Genomic DNA, 14,876 nt, shown 5'->3' with positions numbered 1-14,876 from the left:
GACGCGCTGTGGCACCAGCAGCAGCGCCACCGCGCAGAGCCTCCTCAACTCCCACGCGCTCCCCGCCTTCGAGCAGGTCCACCAGGACGTGGAGGGCCTGACGCCGGCCATCCAGACAGGCGGCGCGCAGGTCCATCAGCCGCTCGGATTGGGTCTGCCGCACGCGCGTGTCCTCGCAGGACCGCTGCTCCTGGGCCACCAGCGCCTGGGCATAGGCATCCAGCGCGCGCACGGTGGAGGCGAAGGTGGTCCCGGGCACGTCCCGCGTCCCCGGGCGGAAGCGCTGCTCCAGTCGCGCCCGGCGTGCCGCGTCCCAGGTGCCCGCGAGCCGGGACTCGAAGCCGGTGCAGACCTGCTGCTCGCCGCCGCGCATCACGACAAGGCCCGTGGCGGCGCTGATCACCCCGCCCACCGCCAACACCGCGGAGGCCAGGCGCCAGCGCGACGCGCGCGGAGCGGGCTCCAACCTTGCGAGCAGCGCCTCCAGCGAGGGGTGGCGAAGGACGGGGTCGGTGGCGAGGCCGCGCAGCACCGCCTGCCTCACGCTGGCGGGCACACGCGTGTCCCGGGGCGGCGGCAGCACCCGGCCCCCGGAGACCGCACGCGCGCGCTCCAGCGCCGTGTCCCCCGCGAAGGGCCGCTGGCCGAAGAGGGCCTCATACAGCGCGACGCAGAAGCTGAACTGGTCGCTGCGCGCGTCCGCGTGCTCGCCCCGCCACTGCTCCGGGGACATGTACGACGGCGTGCCCAGCGCGGAGCCGGTGGGCGTATCCCCTCCGGGGTGCGGCGCCTCGCGGGCGGGGACCGCCGAGGTGGGGGCGTCCAGCGCACCTGGCGGGACGGGCCCGGCGCGAGCGAGGCCGAAGTCGGCGACGCGCACCTGGCCATCCTCGCCCAGCAGTGCGTTGTCCGGCTTGAAGTCGCGATGCACCAGACCCACCGCGTGCGCGGCGGCCAGGCCCCGCCCCGCCTGGACGAAGCGCGCCAGCACGTCGGGCCACGGCCGGGGTGCCTCCGCCAACCAGCGGCGCAGCGTTCCACCGCGCAGCAGCTCCATGGCGAGGAAGACCGTGTCGCCGTCCAGCCCCACGTCATGCACCGTCACGACGTTCGGATGGGACAGCCGCGCCTGGGCCTGGGCCTCCCGCATCAGCCGCCCACGGGCCTCCGCGTCCGCCACCACGCCGGGCTTGAGCAGCTTGAGCGCCACCTGGCGGTCCAGGTCCGGGTCATACGCGGCGAAGACGACACCCATGCCGCCGTCCCCACGCGCCGCAGCAGCACATAGCGGCCCACGCGAGCACCGGGCTGCGGCATCACCTCCGGCTCCAGCGGTGCTCCGTGTGGCGGGTCGCGCAGGGACAGGGAGCGCCCACCGTCCAGGCCGGCCAGCACCGCGCAGCACGCCGCGCACCCGTCCAGGTGCGCCTCCAGCCGGGCCTGCGCCTCCGCCGGCAGCCGCGCCCGCGCCCCGTCCAGCAGCTCGTCCTCGTCAGGGCACTGAGACATGGTGGAGAACCCCTGTCAGGATGCCACCGCGTGGCCCTCATCATCAAAGGAAAGACTGCCTGCGCCATCTGTGGCGGCACCGACTTGTCGCAGCCATACCTCGCGACCTCTGGAGGGGCGTTTCCCCAAGAGGATGAGCTCTGGCGCTACGGCGATGCCCCCATGCATCTTGGATGTCTGGCTCACTGGCCGCACCGGGAACGGTTCTCCCAAGGTTATTTCGCCCCCTGGAAGGACGATTCCGTTCTCGCCCGCGGTGACTTCCCAGCGGAAGGGCGCGCCTGGATCCTGCGCTGCGGTCCCGCGAACCCCGAAGCGGATCCTTATTACGCCGAAGTCCGCCTCTCCGACTGGCCCATGCGGCTCTACTCGCGCTGGGAGCAGTGGACGGACTTCGCCGCGCACCAGTATCGCCACGGGCTGGTGGGTGAGGCGCTGAAAGCGGCGGATCAGGTCATGTCGAGGGTCCGCGAGGTGGCCCCTGACCTGGAGACACTGCGCGCGTTGCGGCAGCGGATGCTGTTCAAGCCATCCTCGCCCTGAAGGAAACGCCGCTTCAGGGCCCGGCGAGCACGGGGTCCGATGACCGGGCATCCACGCGCCGCAACGCCACCACCGTTCCCACGAACGCCAGTGAGCACACCGTCAGCAACGCCGTGTGCACGGAGGCCGGCAGCTCGGCGGTGGACGGCGCATAGCGAGACAGCAGGAAGGACGTCAGGTTGTTGAGGATGTGGACGAAGATGGGCAGCCGCAGGCTCCCCGTGCGTTCCGCGAGCCAGCCCAGGAACAGGCCCATCATCAGGGCCATGGGGCTGTGGATGGGGTCCAGGTGCAGGAAGCCGAAGAGGGTCGCGGCCCCCGCGATGCCGGCCCAGCGCCCCCAGCGCTCCACCAGCCGCGTCTGCACATAGCCCCGGAAGAAGAGCTCCTCCGCCGTGCCCGCCACCAGCGTGCCGAAGAACAGCAAGAGCGCGAAGGTCGCGAACGAGCCCTGGCTCGTGGCCTGTAGCCCTTTCAGCGACGCCGTGTAATCCCATACACCCGTGAGCACGGCCAGGCTCTCCATGGCCTGTCCCATCGTGAAGCAGCCCACCAGCGCGGCCACCCACGCCCATGGGGGCAACGGCGTCCCCTTGCCCAGCCGCAGCCGCTCCTTCAGGGGCTTCGGCGACAGGAACCCGCCCAGGAGCGCGGCGGTCATCCCCAGGAGGCTGGACGTGATGACGCCGGCCACATGCAGCCAGGACATCGTCTTGAGCTGCTCCGTCAGGGCCTGGATGGCCTTGCTGTCCCGGGGGTCCACCCCCGTGCGGGCGATCTCCACCGCCATGGCGATGCTGGCGACCGTGATGCTCACCACGAGGATCCCCATCATCAGCAGCAGGAAGGCCACCAGCACCGTCCACACGCGCGGGCGCGGTGACGCAGGGACCGGCGAGGTGACGGCGGGGACTGGCGCGGAGGGAGAATCCATGGCGGACGATGGTAGCGCCCTTGTGAGTCCCGCCGCGAATACGACACATGGAGCAATCGGCCGTGGTCCCCCTCGTTGTACGGACGATAGGGTCCGTCTTCTGTTTCACGGATGGATCCGCAGCGGTCGGGAGTTCACGGAATGAAGCGGCTGCGCGCCTGGAGCGTGTGTGTGTTGCTTGTCAGCGGATGTGCCACGACGTCCGCGCGCCGCGACGTGCCGCCTGTTCCAGACATCGCTGCACTGGATGCCGAGGCGGCTCGCGCGATGGCCGCGACCGGTGCCAAGGGGCTGGCCATCGCCATCATCGACGACGGGCGCGTGGTGGCGACCCGGGCCTATGGCGCTCGCGATGCGGAGGGCGAACCGCTGCGCACGGACACGGTGATGTATGGCGCGTCCATCACCAAGACGGTCTTCGCCTACCTCGTGATGCAGCTCGCGGACGAGAAGCACATCGACCTGGACACCTCCATCTCGAAGTACCTGGACAAGCCGCTGCCGGCGTATCCGGACGAGGACCGTTACTCGACCTGGTCCCACCTGGCCGGTGACGAACGCTGGCGGGACATCACGCCGCGCGTCCTGCTCACCCACAGCGCGGGCTTCGCCAACTTCGGCTTCCTGGAACCCGACGAGCGGCTGCGCATCCACTTCGCGCCCGGCAGCCGCTTCGCGTACTCCGGCGACGGCATCATCCTGATGCAGTTCGTGCTCGAACGCGGGCTCGGGCTGGACGTGGGCGCGGAGCTGCAACGGCGCGTGTTCGACCGCTTCGGCATGCACACGACCAGCATGACGTGGCGGCCGGACTTCGCGCGCAACCTGGCCGATGGCTGGAAGAGCGACGGCGGCGTGGAGCCGCACGACGAACGCAGCAGAGTTCGCGCGGCGGGTTCGATGGATACGACCCTCGATGACCTGTCGCGCTTCGCCGCGGCGCTGGTGCGTGGCGAAGGACTGTCGCCTGAGTCCTTCGACAGGATGACCTCGCCTCAGCTGCCCATCACCACCCGGAGCCAGTTCCCTACCCTTCAGGACGAACTGCCGCCGGAGGCACGGCGCAAGGACCTGGCGGCGGCCCTGGGCGTGGTGGTGTTCGACGGTCCGCAGGGACGCGGGTTCTTCAAGAACGGGCATAACGACAGCACCGCCAACACCCTCGTGTGCCTGCCGCGCGGACGCCGCTGCGTGCTCATCCTGAGCAACGACGTCCGCGCCGAGCCTGCCTATCCCCACCTCGTGCGCTTCGTGCTGGGTGAAGCCGGCGTGCCCTGGGATTGGGAGTACGGCGACATGGCGTTCTGGGACGGGCGCTGAACTCACGCACCCGCAAGCACTGCAGGCGCCGCCGGCTGCGAAGCATCGGGGAGGCGTCGCAGCAACACCACGGCCCCCACCACCAGGAGCAAACACACGCAGAGCAGCGTCGTGTGCACGGAGGCTGGGTACTCCGACGACGGCGGCGCGTAGCGAGACAGCAGGAAGGACGTCCCGTTGTTGAGGATGTGGACGAAGATGGGCAGCCGCACGCTTCCCGTGTGCACCGCGAGCCAGCCCAGGAACAGGGCCACCACCAGGGTGATGGGGCCGTGGATGGGATCCAGGTGCAGCAGGCCGAAGAGCGTGGCGGCCCCCACGACGCCTGCCTTGGGACCCCAGCGCTCCACCAGTCGCGTCTGCACGTAGCCTCGGAAGAAGAGCTCCTCCGCCAGGCCCGCCACCGGCGAGCCGAAGAACAACAGCAACGCGAAGGTCCCGAGCGGGCCCTGGCTCGCGGCCTCGAACCCCTTCAACGACCCGGTCCAGCTCCACGCCCCCGTGAGCACGGCCAGGCTCTCCAGGGACTGGCCCACCGCGAAGCAGCCCACCGCCGCCGTGAGCCAGGCCCACGCCGGCAGCGGCACCCCGGCCTCGAGGCGCAGCCGCTCACCCAGGGGCCGCGGGGACAACCGGCCGCCCAGGAGCGCGAGGCTCAGCGCAACGGTGCCGACCAGCATCACCACCGCGACGGTCGGCCACGGCAGGGCCTCCACCTTCTCCGCCAGGGCCGCTTGGGCCGCGCTGTCGCTCGGATCCACGCCGGCCCTGGCCGCCTCGATGCCCATGGCGAGGTGGTTCACGAGGGTGCTGCCGATGACGAGCAGCCCGAACATCACCACGAACGCGACCAGCACCGTCCACACACGCGGGCGCTGCACGGGCGCGGAGGCAACAGGGGCTGACTGGGATTTCATGGCGCGCGACATTACCAGCGCGGGAAGACGCGCCCGCGCCCCTCAGCCCCCGCCCAACCAGCTCTTGCCCAGCGTCTCCAGGGCGCGGCTCTCCTGCAGCGACAGCAGCGCCACGTTGAGGCGGTGCTGGATGGGGCTGCCAATGGGCAGGGCGAAGCCGTAGCCCTGGGTCTCGAAGCTGCCCTCGGACAGGTACAGCGCCACATCCGGGTGATGCAGCAGGTAGTACTGGAGCATGGGCCGGTCGAAGACCACGGCGTCGGCCTTTCCGTCGAGCACCTGGGCGATGGCCGCTTCCAGGTCCGGCGCCAGCACGAGACGGGCGCCGTTGGACACGGCGGCGAGCTGGCCGGTGGACCCCGCCACCACCGCCGTCTGCCGGCCCCTCAACTGCTCCAGGGTGGTGATGGAGGTGCCCTCGATGCCCTGGAGCGTCAGCGCCGTGGCGATGCCGGCGGTCAAGGAGGAGAAGGTGATCAACGCCACCAGCATCCACACACCGGTGATGATGCGCCCCGCCAGGGTGAGCGGCACGCGGTCCCCATAACCCACGGTGGACATGGTGACCAGCGCCATCCAGATGCCATTGCCAATGCCTGTCGTGGGCGAGGCGGGAAACTGGCTGGGATTGGCGCGGCGCTCGGCGAGCCACAGGAGCACGCCCACCAGGGTCAGCACCAACAGCAGGACGCCCACCGCGGACAGGAAGCCCGTGCTGAAGAAGGGCGCCAGCCAGTGCCCCAGGCCCTGCTTCGCGCGGGGGGCGAGGATGGCCAGGCTGGACTGGAAGTAGGGCTGGGTGAAGCTCACGTGCTGGATGCGCTCGGCGGTGATGCTCAGCGGGCCCACCGCCACGTCCAGCGTGCCCTGCGCCACCTGCTCCAGGGCTTGCGGCACGGTGTCCACGGGCTGCAGCTCCCAGTCCATCCCCGCCCGCAGCGCCATCGCCCGCCACACCTCCACGCTCAGGCCGCTCAGGCCGCTCAGCGTGCCGCCCGTGCGCACCACGAAGGGCGGGGTGCCCACCACGCCCACCCGCAGGCGTTGGGGCGGGGGCGGCGAGGGCCGCGAGGCCTGCGCGAGCGCGGAGGCGGCCAGCATGGACAGGACCAGGGCGCACCGCAGGACGGCGCTGGAGGACGGACGGGCCATCCTCCCTCCATACCGCACGCCGGCTTCGCGGCGCGAGGCCTCCCCGCCCTTCACACTTCTTCACCCCCACCTCAAATCACCGCAACCCGCGCCTTCCATATTGGGTCCAGTCAAGCAGCGGGAAACAACACCCCACGCCTGGAGCCACACGCCATGAAGAAGACGCTCGCCATCGCCGGTACCGCCGTCGTCGCCGTCACCCTCCTCACCGGGTTCGGCTTCGGCCGCCACCACCGCGGCACGCCCGACCCGGAGCGGATCCACCAGATGATCACCTGGAAGGTGAACGACACGCTGGATGACCTGGACGCCACCGAGGCCCAGCGCACCTCCATCCACGCCGTGAAGGACCGCCTCCTCAACGAAGGCCAGTCACTCATGGAAGGCCAGCAGGCCGCCCGCGCCGAGGCCATCACCCAGCTGGAGTCCGCCACGCCCGACGCCACGAAGCTCCACGCCCTGGTGGACGCGCGCATCGACGCCGCCCGCGCCTTCGCGCACAAGGCGGTGGATGCCGTGCTCGAGGTCCACCGCACGCTCACCCCGGCCCAGCGCCAGGAGCTGGCCAGCGACATCCGCGAGCGCACCGGCGCGAAGTAGACCTGCCCAGGCGGGCCGCCACGGTGCGCTCGGCAGGACACATCCCGTGTCTCACCGAGAAGCTTCGTGGCAGGAATGACGCGTGCGGTTATGGTCGGACGGTGGATTACACCGACTACGCGCGACGCATCCGCTCCCACGCTTCCCTGGGGGAGCTCTCTGAATACGGCCAGGTGACCGAAGGGGGGCGCGACTATCCCCTCTTCCGCCTCATCGTCCCCGGCGACCGCTGGCTCGTCATCACGTCCGGCTTCCATGGCGAGGAACCCGCCGGCCCGCTGACGCTCGCGAAGCACCTGCCGGACATCGTCGCCTACGCGAAGTCGAAGGGCGTGGGCCTGCGCGTCTACCCGTGCATCAACCCCTCCGGCTTCGAGGACGGCACGCGCTACAACCGCAGCGGCGAGAAGCCCAACAACGACTTCATGCGCTATGAGATCGCCCCCGGCGAGTGGCGCGGCGAGCTCGAGGGCGACCCGTCCATCCTCCGCTGGGCCCTGTACGACGGCGGCCCCAAGGAGACGCGCGCGGTGCGCAGCGACCTGGCCCGCTTCCCCGCCCCGGACGCCGCGCTCGACATCCACCAGGACAACTACCTGGGCGGCGTCGCCACGTACGCGTACACCTTCGGGGACAAGGCCGCCTACCGCCCGCTGATGGAGGCCGCCGCCGCGCACGCCACCGTGGTGACGAGCCGCAAGGTGGATGACCACGCCTACGCGGACGAGCACGGCCTCATCGTCTTCCACGACGGCAGCGTCACCGACTGGTACACGCGCCAGGGCGTGCCCTATGCCGCCGCGCTGGAGACCACCACGCCCACGACGCAGGACGCGTGCGACGCGGTGAACCTCATCTGGATCCGCGGCTTCATCGACCTGGCCGCGCGTGGCGAGGGCCCCACCCGGTGATTCAGCGCCCCCTGGGAAGCAGCGGCCTCACGGTGTCCGCGCTCGGCTTCGGCGCGGGGCCCGTGGGCAATGAAGCGCTGGGCGACGCCGACGCGGAGGCCCTGCTCCACGGCGTGCTGGACGCGGGCATCACCCTCATCGACACCGCGCCCAGCTATGGCGTGTCCGAGGAGAGAATCGGCCGGTTCCTCGGCGCGCGCCGCCGGGAGTTCGTGCTGTCCACCAAGTGCGGCTACGGCGTGCCCGGCGTGGAGGACTGGACGCCCGAGTGCATCACGCGCGGCGTGGACCTGGCCCTCCAGCGGCTGCGCACCGACGTGATTGACGTGCTGCACTTCCACTCGTGTCCGCCGGACGTGCTCCACCGCCCGGGCCTGGTGGAGGCGCTCACCCGCGCGGTGCAGGCGGGCAAGGTGCGCGCCGCCGCGTACTCGGGCGACAACGCCGGGCTGGACGCCGCGCTGGAGACGGGCGCGTTCGCGGTGGTGCAGACGTCCGTGAACCTCTTCGACCAGCGCTCCCTGGACCACGGCGTGGCGAAGGCCCGGGAGCGCGGCGTGGGCGTCATCGCCAAGCGGCCCCTGGGCAACGCACCCTGGCGCTTCCCGGGGCGCCCCCACGCGCACGACGTGGGCGAGTACTGGGAGCGCATGCAGCGCATGGCCCTCCAGACGGACGGCCTGGACTGGCCGGAGCTGGCGCTGCGCTTCACCGCGTTCGCGCCCGGCGTCGCCACCTGCATCGTGGGCACCACGCGGCTGGACAACCTCCGCGCCAACGCACGCACCCTGGAGCAGGGCCCCCTCCCCGAGGCTACCTTTCAGGCCATCCGGGACGCCTTCCGCCGCCATGACACCGGGTGGGATGGCGTCATCTGACGCAGCCCGCCAGTCTGGCGTTCCGTCAAGCAGCGAAGATTTCAGCGCGATCAACTGCTCACCATCGACGTTTGTCTCGTCCATGCGGGCCGGGTGCATGCTCTTGGGTGCATGCCAACCATCCGGTCCATGAACGTGACGCCAGAGTTTGAGAAGGATGGAGAGTCGGTGGAGATGCACCCCTCGTCGCTGGACCTGAACCAGCTCGAGCCCACCGCGCAGGTGGCGAGCTGGCTGCGCATGCGCGCGAGCCAGTGGCTCACCACGGCGCAGAAGGACTTCAACGAAGCCCTCTTCGCGCGGGACGGTTCGGAGGCGTCGTTCGACCGCTACGCCGACGCCCGCTCGGAGCTGGACTCCGCGGAGGCCTGGGCGCTGCGCGTCGCGGAGCTCGTGGCGCACGCGCGGTAGGCGCCCGGGGTTTCAGAGCGCGAAGCGCTGGATGACCGGTGAGGTGGCACCGCCATCCGACTGCCGCCAGGTATCGTTCAGGTAGAGCGCGGGCGGGTTGGCCCGGGTGAGGGGGCGGCTGGGTTGGCCTTCGACCACGCCCACCCCCTCCACGGTCGTCCCGTCCCATACCGAGAGGACCTTCTCCACGCCGCCATCGGCGCCCTGCTTCGGATTGACGAAGACGAACCGCTGTTGCCCCGGCACGAAGTCGAAGACCTCCATGTCGATCCGCGTTCGGAAGGTGAGCGGTTGCGACGCGTGGTTCCAGCGCAGGACCCGGGGGCCGCCCCAGCTATCCCGCAGCTCGTAGGTCATCCACACCGCGCTCGTCAGGTCGTCGCTCACGGCGGGCTCGTGGTCGATGAGCAAGCCCACGTAGGAGAACTCCTCGCCTGGCCGTCTCATCAACCTGTAGGCCATCGTGCAGCGGTTACCGAAGCAGTCCAGGGCCGCGCAGTAGATCACCATCCCACCGCGCACCCTCCTGGGCTCGCAGAGCGTGGAGCCCATCCAGGTGCACCCCTGCGAAGTACAGGAATAGGAGCGTTCATCCGGTGGTATCTGCCCGACAGGGAGTGACGCGCCGATGATGAAGGTGTCCTCGTCGAAGAACGCGGCCCGCGTGACGCCTCCGTTACTCTGCGGCGCGGCCACATCCCAGAGCAGGGCCTGCGTGCGGGTGTCGTACACCTGGACGTGCCGCTCCGGGGTGAGCCGCGCGAAGCGGTTTCCGCTCGGGGAGATGTGCAGCCAGTGGGCGGGATCCCCTCCGGCCTCCGCGAGCGTGCCCAGCTCCGTGTCGAAGGCCCACACGCGCGAGCTCAGCGCCATCCACAGGAAGCGCTCTCCGGCCACGAGGACCGGCTCGGTGGCCGGGCCCGCCTCGACCTGCGCCACCGTCTTGACCTGGCACGCCCGCCCATCACACTCCGGGGGGAACACCCTGCTCAGGTCCGCCCCGCCGTCGGCGGTCTGCTCGACGAAGGCGACGTAGGGGGTGGCGCCCTCCTTCACCACCGCGCGGCCCCAGATGCGGGTGCTCACCACGGACGCCTCCGCGTCACCGGGCCGCCACAGCCAGGCGGTGGAGCCCCCCTCCTGTGAGGAGAGGGTGAGGACCAGCGCGTTACCGTCGCTCGTGAAGCGTCCGCTCTCGGCCGCGGGAGCGATGCGCCGTGTCTCCCCTGTCGCTAGGTCCTGGAGCACCGTGCCACCGCCATCCGACTCCACCGCGACGAGCCATCGCTGACGGGCATCCACATCCAGCAGGTACGCGTCCCGCATCAGCGTCTGGACCGGGGGGCCCGCGTCCCATCCCGCGTCAGGCGTCTCACCCGCGTCCTCCACGCCGGCATCCTCCACGCCGGCGTCCCCCACGTCCGGGTCCGCCTTGCAGTGACTCAATCCCATCCCGAGCAGCACCAGCCCCAGGGCCCTGCCTGCGCTTCGCAATGACATATTTTTCTCCAGGCTCGAGCTACAGCGGCACGCGGATGATGGAATTGGAGGGCGTCCCGTCCGGCCGCGGCCGGGCGACGTCCAGGTAGAGCGCGGGCGGGTGGTCCCGCATGATTCCCGAGTCCGCGGGCGTCCCCTCCACCCAGCCCAGGTCGACCACCTGCCTGCGGTCCCAGGTCCAGAGGTGGTCCACCGGCGTGCCGTCAGCCCGCTGTACCGCCTGGCGGTACAGCAGCCGCTTCGGCTCCGGGGTGAACAGGAACGGCTGCGTCGGCTGCGGGCCCTGCAGGAGCAGCTTCGACGTCGCGTTGTTATAGGCCCACTCCACGATGAAGCCCGTGCCCGACTGAGGCTTCAGCCGCGCCGCGTCCAGGAAGCCCTGGGAGAAGACGGGCCCCAGCCAGGTGCCGTCCTCTCCCGCCTCGAAGAGCCAGTTCGCCGCGCTGTTCCGGTACGAATTGACGAGGTCGCACCGCACGAAGGGGCACAGCTCCTCGCGGCAATAGATGGCCGGCTGGCCGCTGACCCGCTCGGGCCAGCACTCGTTCTGCGAGACGGCCTCGGTGCACCCCGAGGACGTGCACTTGTAGAGCGAGTGCCCCAGCGGAACGCCCGGCGGTGCGCCCCTTTGCGCGCCCTGCGTGTTCACGAGGACGTTCACCTCGTCCAGCATCATGGGGGTGTTGGTCGGCAGCCACCCGGAATAGAGTTCATCGTTCCGCCAGACGTGGTCCCACAGCAGGGCCCCCGTGGCGGTGTCGAACAGCACGACGTGGTTGTCCTCCGCCCAGCCGTAGCGGGTCCCCCCGGGTGAGAGGACCGGCGTCGCCGGGAGCGTGCCCAGGGCCGTGGCCGTGTCGGAGGCCGCGTCGATCAACGTGGCCCGCATCCCCTCCACGAAGAGCAGCGTCCCCCCGCCGTTCCAGAGCCTCGCGTCCGACCCCTGGACCTGCACCGGCGTCGAAGGCACGCAGGCGCCGGGAGCGCACGAAGCCATCCGCGCGATGCGGACGGAGGTCACGCCGTTCTCCCCCTCTTCCAGGAACGCGACGTAGGAGAGCGCGCGGTCATGGAGCACGCCTCCGCGGGCGCTCGAGGTGAGGGGAATGAGGCCAGAGGCCCCGGGCCGCCAGAGCCAGACCTTGCGCAGGCCTCCCACCGCCGCGCTCCACATCACCGCGGCGCTGCCGTCGCTCGCGCCATAGGCGGCCTCCACGACGTCCGCGATGCGCACGGGCTCCCCCGCGGGCAGGGACTGCGCGTAGGTGCCGTCCTCCCGGACGGACAGGAGGAACGTCTGGCTTTCGTCCACCTGCAACAGGCGCGCGTCCCGCGTCACCGCGGTGAAGGGGCGTCCCGCGTCCTCGCCGCCCCCGTCGGTCCCGCCGCCGCCCGGCTCCGAGTGGCAGGCGGCCAGCACCAGGACGAGCAATCCCAACACCGTCCAGGCGCTGCCCGCGAGCGGCCGGCGTTCATGCAATGGCATGTGCTTTCTCCCCATCCTGGAAGGAGTACGTCCGCAGCCGCCCCGGCGGGCTGAAATGTGGCGAAATGGACTGTGGAAGGGGCGGGTCGCGGAAGAACCGCGCGGGCGGATTCCTGATGGCCTGGCGCAATGACAGACATGCCGGTGCCCGGCGCCGGAAGCGGCGCGTCACGACGTCGCGCTGTCATCTGGACTTCCCCCCTCGACTTATCGAGGGCACCCCCGGCCCGGCACCCGCGCGGGGAAGCTACCACGGCGGTCCGCTTCGAATGGACGGCCCGCAGTGCGTTTTTTCAGCGCCCCACGCCCATGCGCTTCCACAGCTCCAGCAGCGTGCGCAGCACGGACGCGGGCGGCACGTCCGCCGCGGGCGGCACGTCCACGCGGATGCCCTGCGCGGCCAGCCGCGTGAACGGGTTGTCCGCGTCCGGCGTCTTCAGCGGCACGGAGGGGTCCGCCGGCCGGAAGCCGAACGCCAGCGCCCGGGCCTGCACCGCCGGGCTGCGCAGGAAGGCCACCCACTCCAGCGCCGCCTCGCGCTGCTCGGGCGACACCCAGTCCGCCTGGAGCACCGCCGCCGGGTGGTCGCTCCACAGCGTCACCGGCGGATAGTCCACCCGCAGCGGCCCCCACCGCCCCTGCGCGTTCCCCAGCTGCGCGATGGCCAGGCTCTCGTACACGAGCGCCAGGTCGTAGCGGGACGGCCCGTAGCGCACCAGGTCCGTCATGAACGTGCCCGTGGACGGCTCGAAGCGCGTCACGCCCCGCTCCAGCCCCTGGAGCCACGCCTGATAGGCCGGGTCCAGCAGGTCCGCCTGCGTCACGCTCGCGCGCCGGCCCAGGTACTCCAGCGTCGCGGACAGGAGCGCCTGCAGGCCGGAGTTGGACTTCGTGGGGTCCGTGTGGCCCAGCTTCACGAAGCCCCACTCCGGCGGGCCGCCCACCGCGGGCCAGCCCCGGTCGCTCGCCACCGCGCGCTGGAGCGTCTTCCACGACAGGGCCGCGCCGCCGTCCGCCTTGCGCAGCACGTCCATCCGGTCCTGCCAGCCCACGAACACCAGCGGGGTAATCACCAGCGGATGCGGCGCGGCCTCGCCCTGCGTGGCGAACAGCGGCCCGTGCGAGGCGTCCGTCGCCCAGTCCGCCGCGAGCATGCGCAGCTCCGCGCTGTCCGCCGGGCTCCACACCGTGGGCTTCTCCCGCCCCTCCAGGATGGCCCGCGCCGCCTCCAGCGAGCCCTGTCCCACCAGCGTCACCCGCACGCGCGGGTGCGTCCGCTGGAAGTCCGCGAGCGCCGCCTCCACCCACGCCCGCTTCTCCGTGCTGTAGAGGAACGTGATGTCCGTCACCCGCCGCCGCGACGGCAGCGGCGCGGAGGCGGACTCCGGCTCCGGCGTCACCGCGCGGGGCGCCTCCGGGGCCGCCAGCAGGTAGAACACCCCCAGCGCCGCGGCCAGCACGCCAATCAGGAGGAGCATCCGGGGCTTCATGTCCCCCCTCGTACCCCGGACCACATTCCCGGAAAGCCCGGAGGCGCTTTTGTCACACCCCTGTCACTCACGACTTCTCCCCGGCCGCTCCCCTTCCAGGAAGGTCCAAGCGGGTTGTTTGGGCTCATAGGACTGGCAGAATGGCCCGGATGACGACACTGGCACGAAGCATTGCGCTCCTGGGACTGGGAGCGGTGTTCGGGGGTTGCGCGGCGAAGCAGGCGCCTCCCGTCCAGCGCTACGCGCTGGGCATGTCCCGGGCGGAGTATCGGGATTACGCGGGGGCGAAGGCGAGCCCCTGTGACGCGGAGCCGCGCTGGTTCCAGGACGAGCTGACCGCGGTGAACGGCCTGCTGGCGCGCTTCATCAAGGAGACGGAGCAGGCGATGGATCCCAAGGCCCTGGAGCACGCGAAGCAGCTGGCGCTGCTGGAGGAGGGGCTGCGCACGCTGCCCCCGGTGCTGAAGGTGCACGAGGCCAACCTCCAGGCGCTGAAGGCCTGCGACTTCCGGCGCGCGGGCGCGTTCCCGGACCTGGCCCAGCGCGGCGCGACGCTGCTGACGGAGGCGCGGGACCTGATGGCGCTGGGGCCCAGATTCGAGCGGCCGAGGCGCTGCGCGAGGCCCAGAAGCAGTGGCGCGAGCAGGGCCCTGTCCGCGAGGCGAAGGCGCGCGAGACGTGGTGCCCGAAGCCCGCCAAGGTGGGCCAGCCGGACCTCTACTTCGCGCGGCTGTCGCCGGAGGGGCGCACCGAGTGGTTCTTCTGCGACGGCCACGTCGTGGAGAGGTCCGGCGACTCGGAGCCCACGCTGCTGAGCCCGGAGGGGCTGTCGAAGTGGGAGCGGCGGCGGGTGCAGGCGAAGAAGTACCTGGACGCGGCGCAGTCCTACCCCCCGGAGGAGGTGGACCGTCAGCCCACGGCCGCCACCCTCCAGCGCGCCGCGGCGTCCGGCGGCGGCAGCGCGGCGGGAACGCCCCGTAGCGAGGGCGTGACGCGCGGCCTCCGGCGTCACGCTCCCAGCCGGGCGAGCCGCCTGGACAGGTGCGCGTCGCCGCCCGCGTCCACGCCGCCCACGAAGGCGGACAGCGCCTGGCCCGCGCCGGACAGGTGGGCCTCCAGGTGGGGCTTGAGCGTCGCCCAGCGCTTCGTCCACGCGTCCTCGGAGCCGTCGCGCAGGTCCGGGCGCTCCGTGAGGAGCGCCGTCACGCGCAGCGCCAGCTCCGGG

Annotated in this window: 15 protein-coding genes and 1 pseudogene; 7 read left to right on the top strand and 9 right to left on the bottom strand. The window is 71.3% G+C overall.

Translation table 11 applies throughout. The features are described 5' to 3' along the window. A partial coding sequence (locus ACLEQD_RS20770) for a serine/threonine-protein kinase (RefSeq protein WP_410386022.1) occupies window positions 1-1,255 on the bottom strand: 1,255 nt, incomplete at its 3' end. After that, entirely contained in the window at window positions 1,150-1,509 is a 360-nt protein-coding gene (locus ACLEQD_RS20765; protein ID WP_410386021.1) for a hypothetical protein, read from the bottom strand. The genes ACLEQD_RS20765 and ACLEQD_RS20770, both read right to left, overlap by 106 nt. A gap of 30 nt (window positions 1,510-1,539) precedes the next feature. Between ACLEQD_RS20765 and ACLEQD_RS20760 the strand changes: the two genes are divergently transcribed. Further along, window positions 1,540-2,052, top strand: coding sequence for a hypothetical protein (locus tag ACLEQD_RS20760; protein WP_410386020.1), 513 nt, complete (start codon window positions 1,540-1,542; stop codon window positions 2,050-2,052). 13 nt (window positions 2,053-2,065) lie between these two features. On the opposite strand, the gene ACLEQD_RS20755 is transcribed toward ACLEQD_RS20760, so the two are convergent. Then, window positions 2,066-2,986: a CPBP family intramembrane glutamic endopeptidase gene (locus ACLEQD_RS20755; RefSeq protein WP_410386019.1), complete on the bottom strand. Its 921-nt coding sequence runs from the start codon at window positions 2,984-2,986 to the stop codon at window positions 2,066-2,068. Window positions 2,987-3,097: 111 nt separating this feature from the next. On the opposite strand from ACLEQD_RS20755, the gene ACLEQD_RS20750 reads away from it, so the two are divergent. Beyond that, entirely contained in the window at window positions 3,098-4,306 is a 1,209-nt protein-coding gene (locus ACLEQD_RS20750) for a serine hydrolase domain-containing protein (RefSeq protein WP_410386018.1), read from the top strand. Window positions 4,307-4,308: 2 nt separating this feature from the next. Here the strand turns inward: ACLEQD_RS20750 and ACLEQD_RS20745 are convergent, their stop codons facing one another. Further along, the gene (locus ACLEQD_RS20745) at window positions 4,309-5,223 is read right to left on the bottom strand and encodes a CPBP family intramembrane glutamic endopeptidase (protein WP_410386017.1); all 915 of its coding nucleotides are present in this window, start codon (window positions 5,221-5,223) and stop codon (window positions 4,309-4,311) included. 42 nt (window positions 5,224-5,265) lie between these two features. Beyond that, on the bottom strand, window positions 5,266-6,375 hold the full coding sequence (locus ACLEQD_RS20740; protein ID WP_410386016.1) for a transporter substrate-binding domain-containing protein: 1,110 nt from the start codon (window positions 6,373-6,375) through the stop codon (window positions 5,266-5,268). Window positions 6,376-6,528: 153 nt separating this feature from the next. Here ACLEQD_RS20740 and ACLEQD_RS20735 point away from each other — a divergent pair, with 153 nt between their 5' ends. The 4 genes from ACLEQD_RS20735 to ACLEQD_RS20720 all read left to right on the top strand — a co-directional run bounded on the left by ACLEQD_RS20735 (window position 6,529) and on the right by ACLEQD_RS20720 (window position 9,175). Further along, window positions 6,529-6,975: a Spy/CpxP family protein refolding chaperone gene (locus tag ACLEQD_RS20735; protein ID WP_410386015.1), complete on the top strand. Its 447-nt coding sequence runs from the start codon at window positions 6,529-6,531 to the stop codon at window positions 6,973-6,975. Between the two features lie 101 nt (window positions 6,976-7,076). Continuing rightward, the gene (locus ACLEQD_RS20730; protein WP_410386014.1) at window positions 7,077-7,886 is read left to right on the top strand and encodes a hypothetical protein; all 810 of its coding nucleotides are present in this window, start codon (window positions 7,077-7,079) and stop codon (window positions 7,884-7,886) included. Further along, window positions 7,883-8,764, top strand: a complete 882-nt coding sequence (locus ACLEQD_RS20725) for an aldo/keto reductase (RefSeq protein WP_410386013.1) — start codon at window positions 7,883-7,885, stop codon at window positions 8,762-8,764. The genes ACLEQD_RS20730 and ACLEQD_RS20725 overlap by 4 nt, the downstream gene beginning before the upstream one ends. Window positions 8,765-8,938: 174 nt before the next feature. After that, window positions 8,939-9,175, top strand: coding sequence for a FruA-associating protein, FapA (locus tag ACLEQD_RS20720; RefSeq protein ID WP_410386023.1), 237 nt, complete (start codon window positions 8,939-8,941; stop codon window positions 9,173-9,175). A 12-nt stretch (window positions 9,176-9,187) separates the two neighbouring features. On the opposite strand, the gene ACLEQD_RS20715 is transcribed toward ACLEQD_RS20720, so the two are convergent. The 3 genes from ACLEQD_RS20715 to ACLEQD_RS20705 all read right to left on the bottom strand — a co-directional run bounded on the left by ACLEQD_RS20715 (window position 9,188) and on the right by ACLEQD_RS20705 (window position 13,651). After that, complete coding sequence (locus ACLEQD_RS20715) at window positions 9,188-10,675, bottom strand: hypothetical protein (protein ID WP_410386012.1); 1,488 nt, start codon at window positions 10,673-10,675, stop codon at window positions 9,188-9,190. Between the two features lie 19 nt (window positions 10,676-10,694). Beyond that, entirely contained in the window at window positions 10,695-12,161 is a 1,467-nt protein-coding gene (locus ACLEQD_RS20710; protein ID WP_410386011.1) for a hypothetical protein, read from the bottom strand. Between the two features lie 293 nt (window positions 12,162-12,454). Next, the gene (locus ACLEQD_RS20705) at window positions 12,455-13,651 is read right to left on the bottom strand and encodes a substrate-binding domain-containing protein (RefSeq protein WP_410386010.1); all 1,197 of its coding nucleotides are present in this window, start codon (window positions 13,649-13,651) and stop codon (window positions 12,455-12,457) included. Window positions 13,652-13,800: 149 nt separating this feature from the next. Here ACLEQD_RS20705 and ACLEQD_RS20700 point away from each other — a divergent pair, with 149 nt between their 5' ends. Further along, window positions 13,801-14,466, top strand: coding sequence for a hypothetical protein (locus ACLEQD_RS20700; RefSeq protein ID WP_410386009.1), 666 nt, complete (start codon window positions 13,801-13,803; stop codon window positions 14,464-14,466). Between the two features lie 193 nt (window positions 14,467-14,659). Here the strand turns inward: ACLEQD_RS20700 and ACLEQD_RS20695 are convergent. Next, window positions 14,660-14,876, bottom strand: a pseudogene (locus tag ACLEQD_RS20695) (molybdenum metabolism regulator); the annotation flags it as partial.

Source organism: Corallococcus sp. 4LFB, assembly GCF_046520365.1.
Lineage (GTDB): Bacteria > Myxococcota > Myxococcia > Myxococcales > Myxococcaceae > Corallococcus > Corallococcus caeni.
The sequence above is the reverse complement of the archived record's forward strand: the minus strand, read 5'-3'. Positions and strand labels throughout refer to the sequence as shown.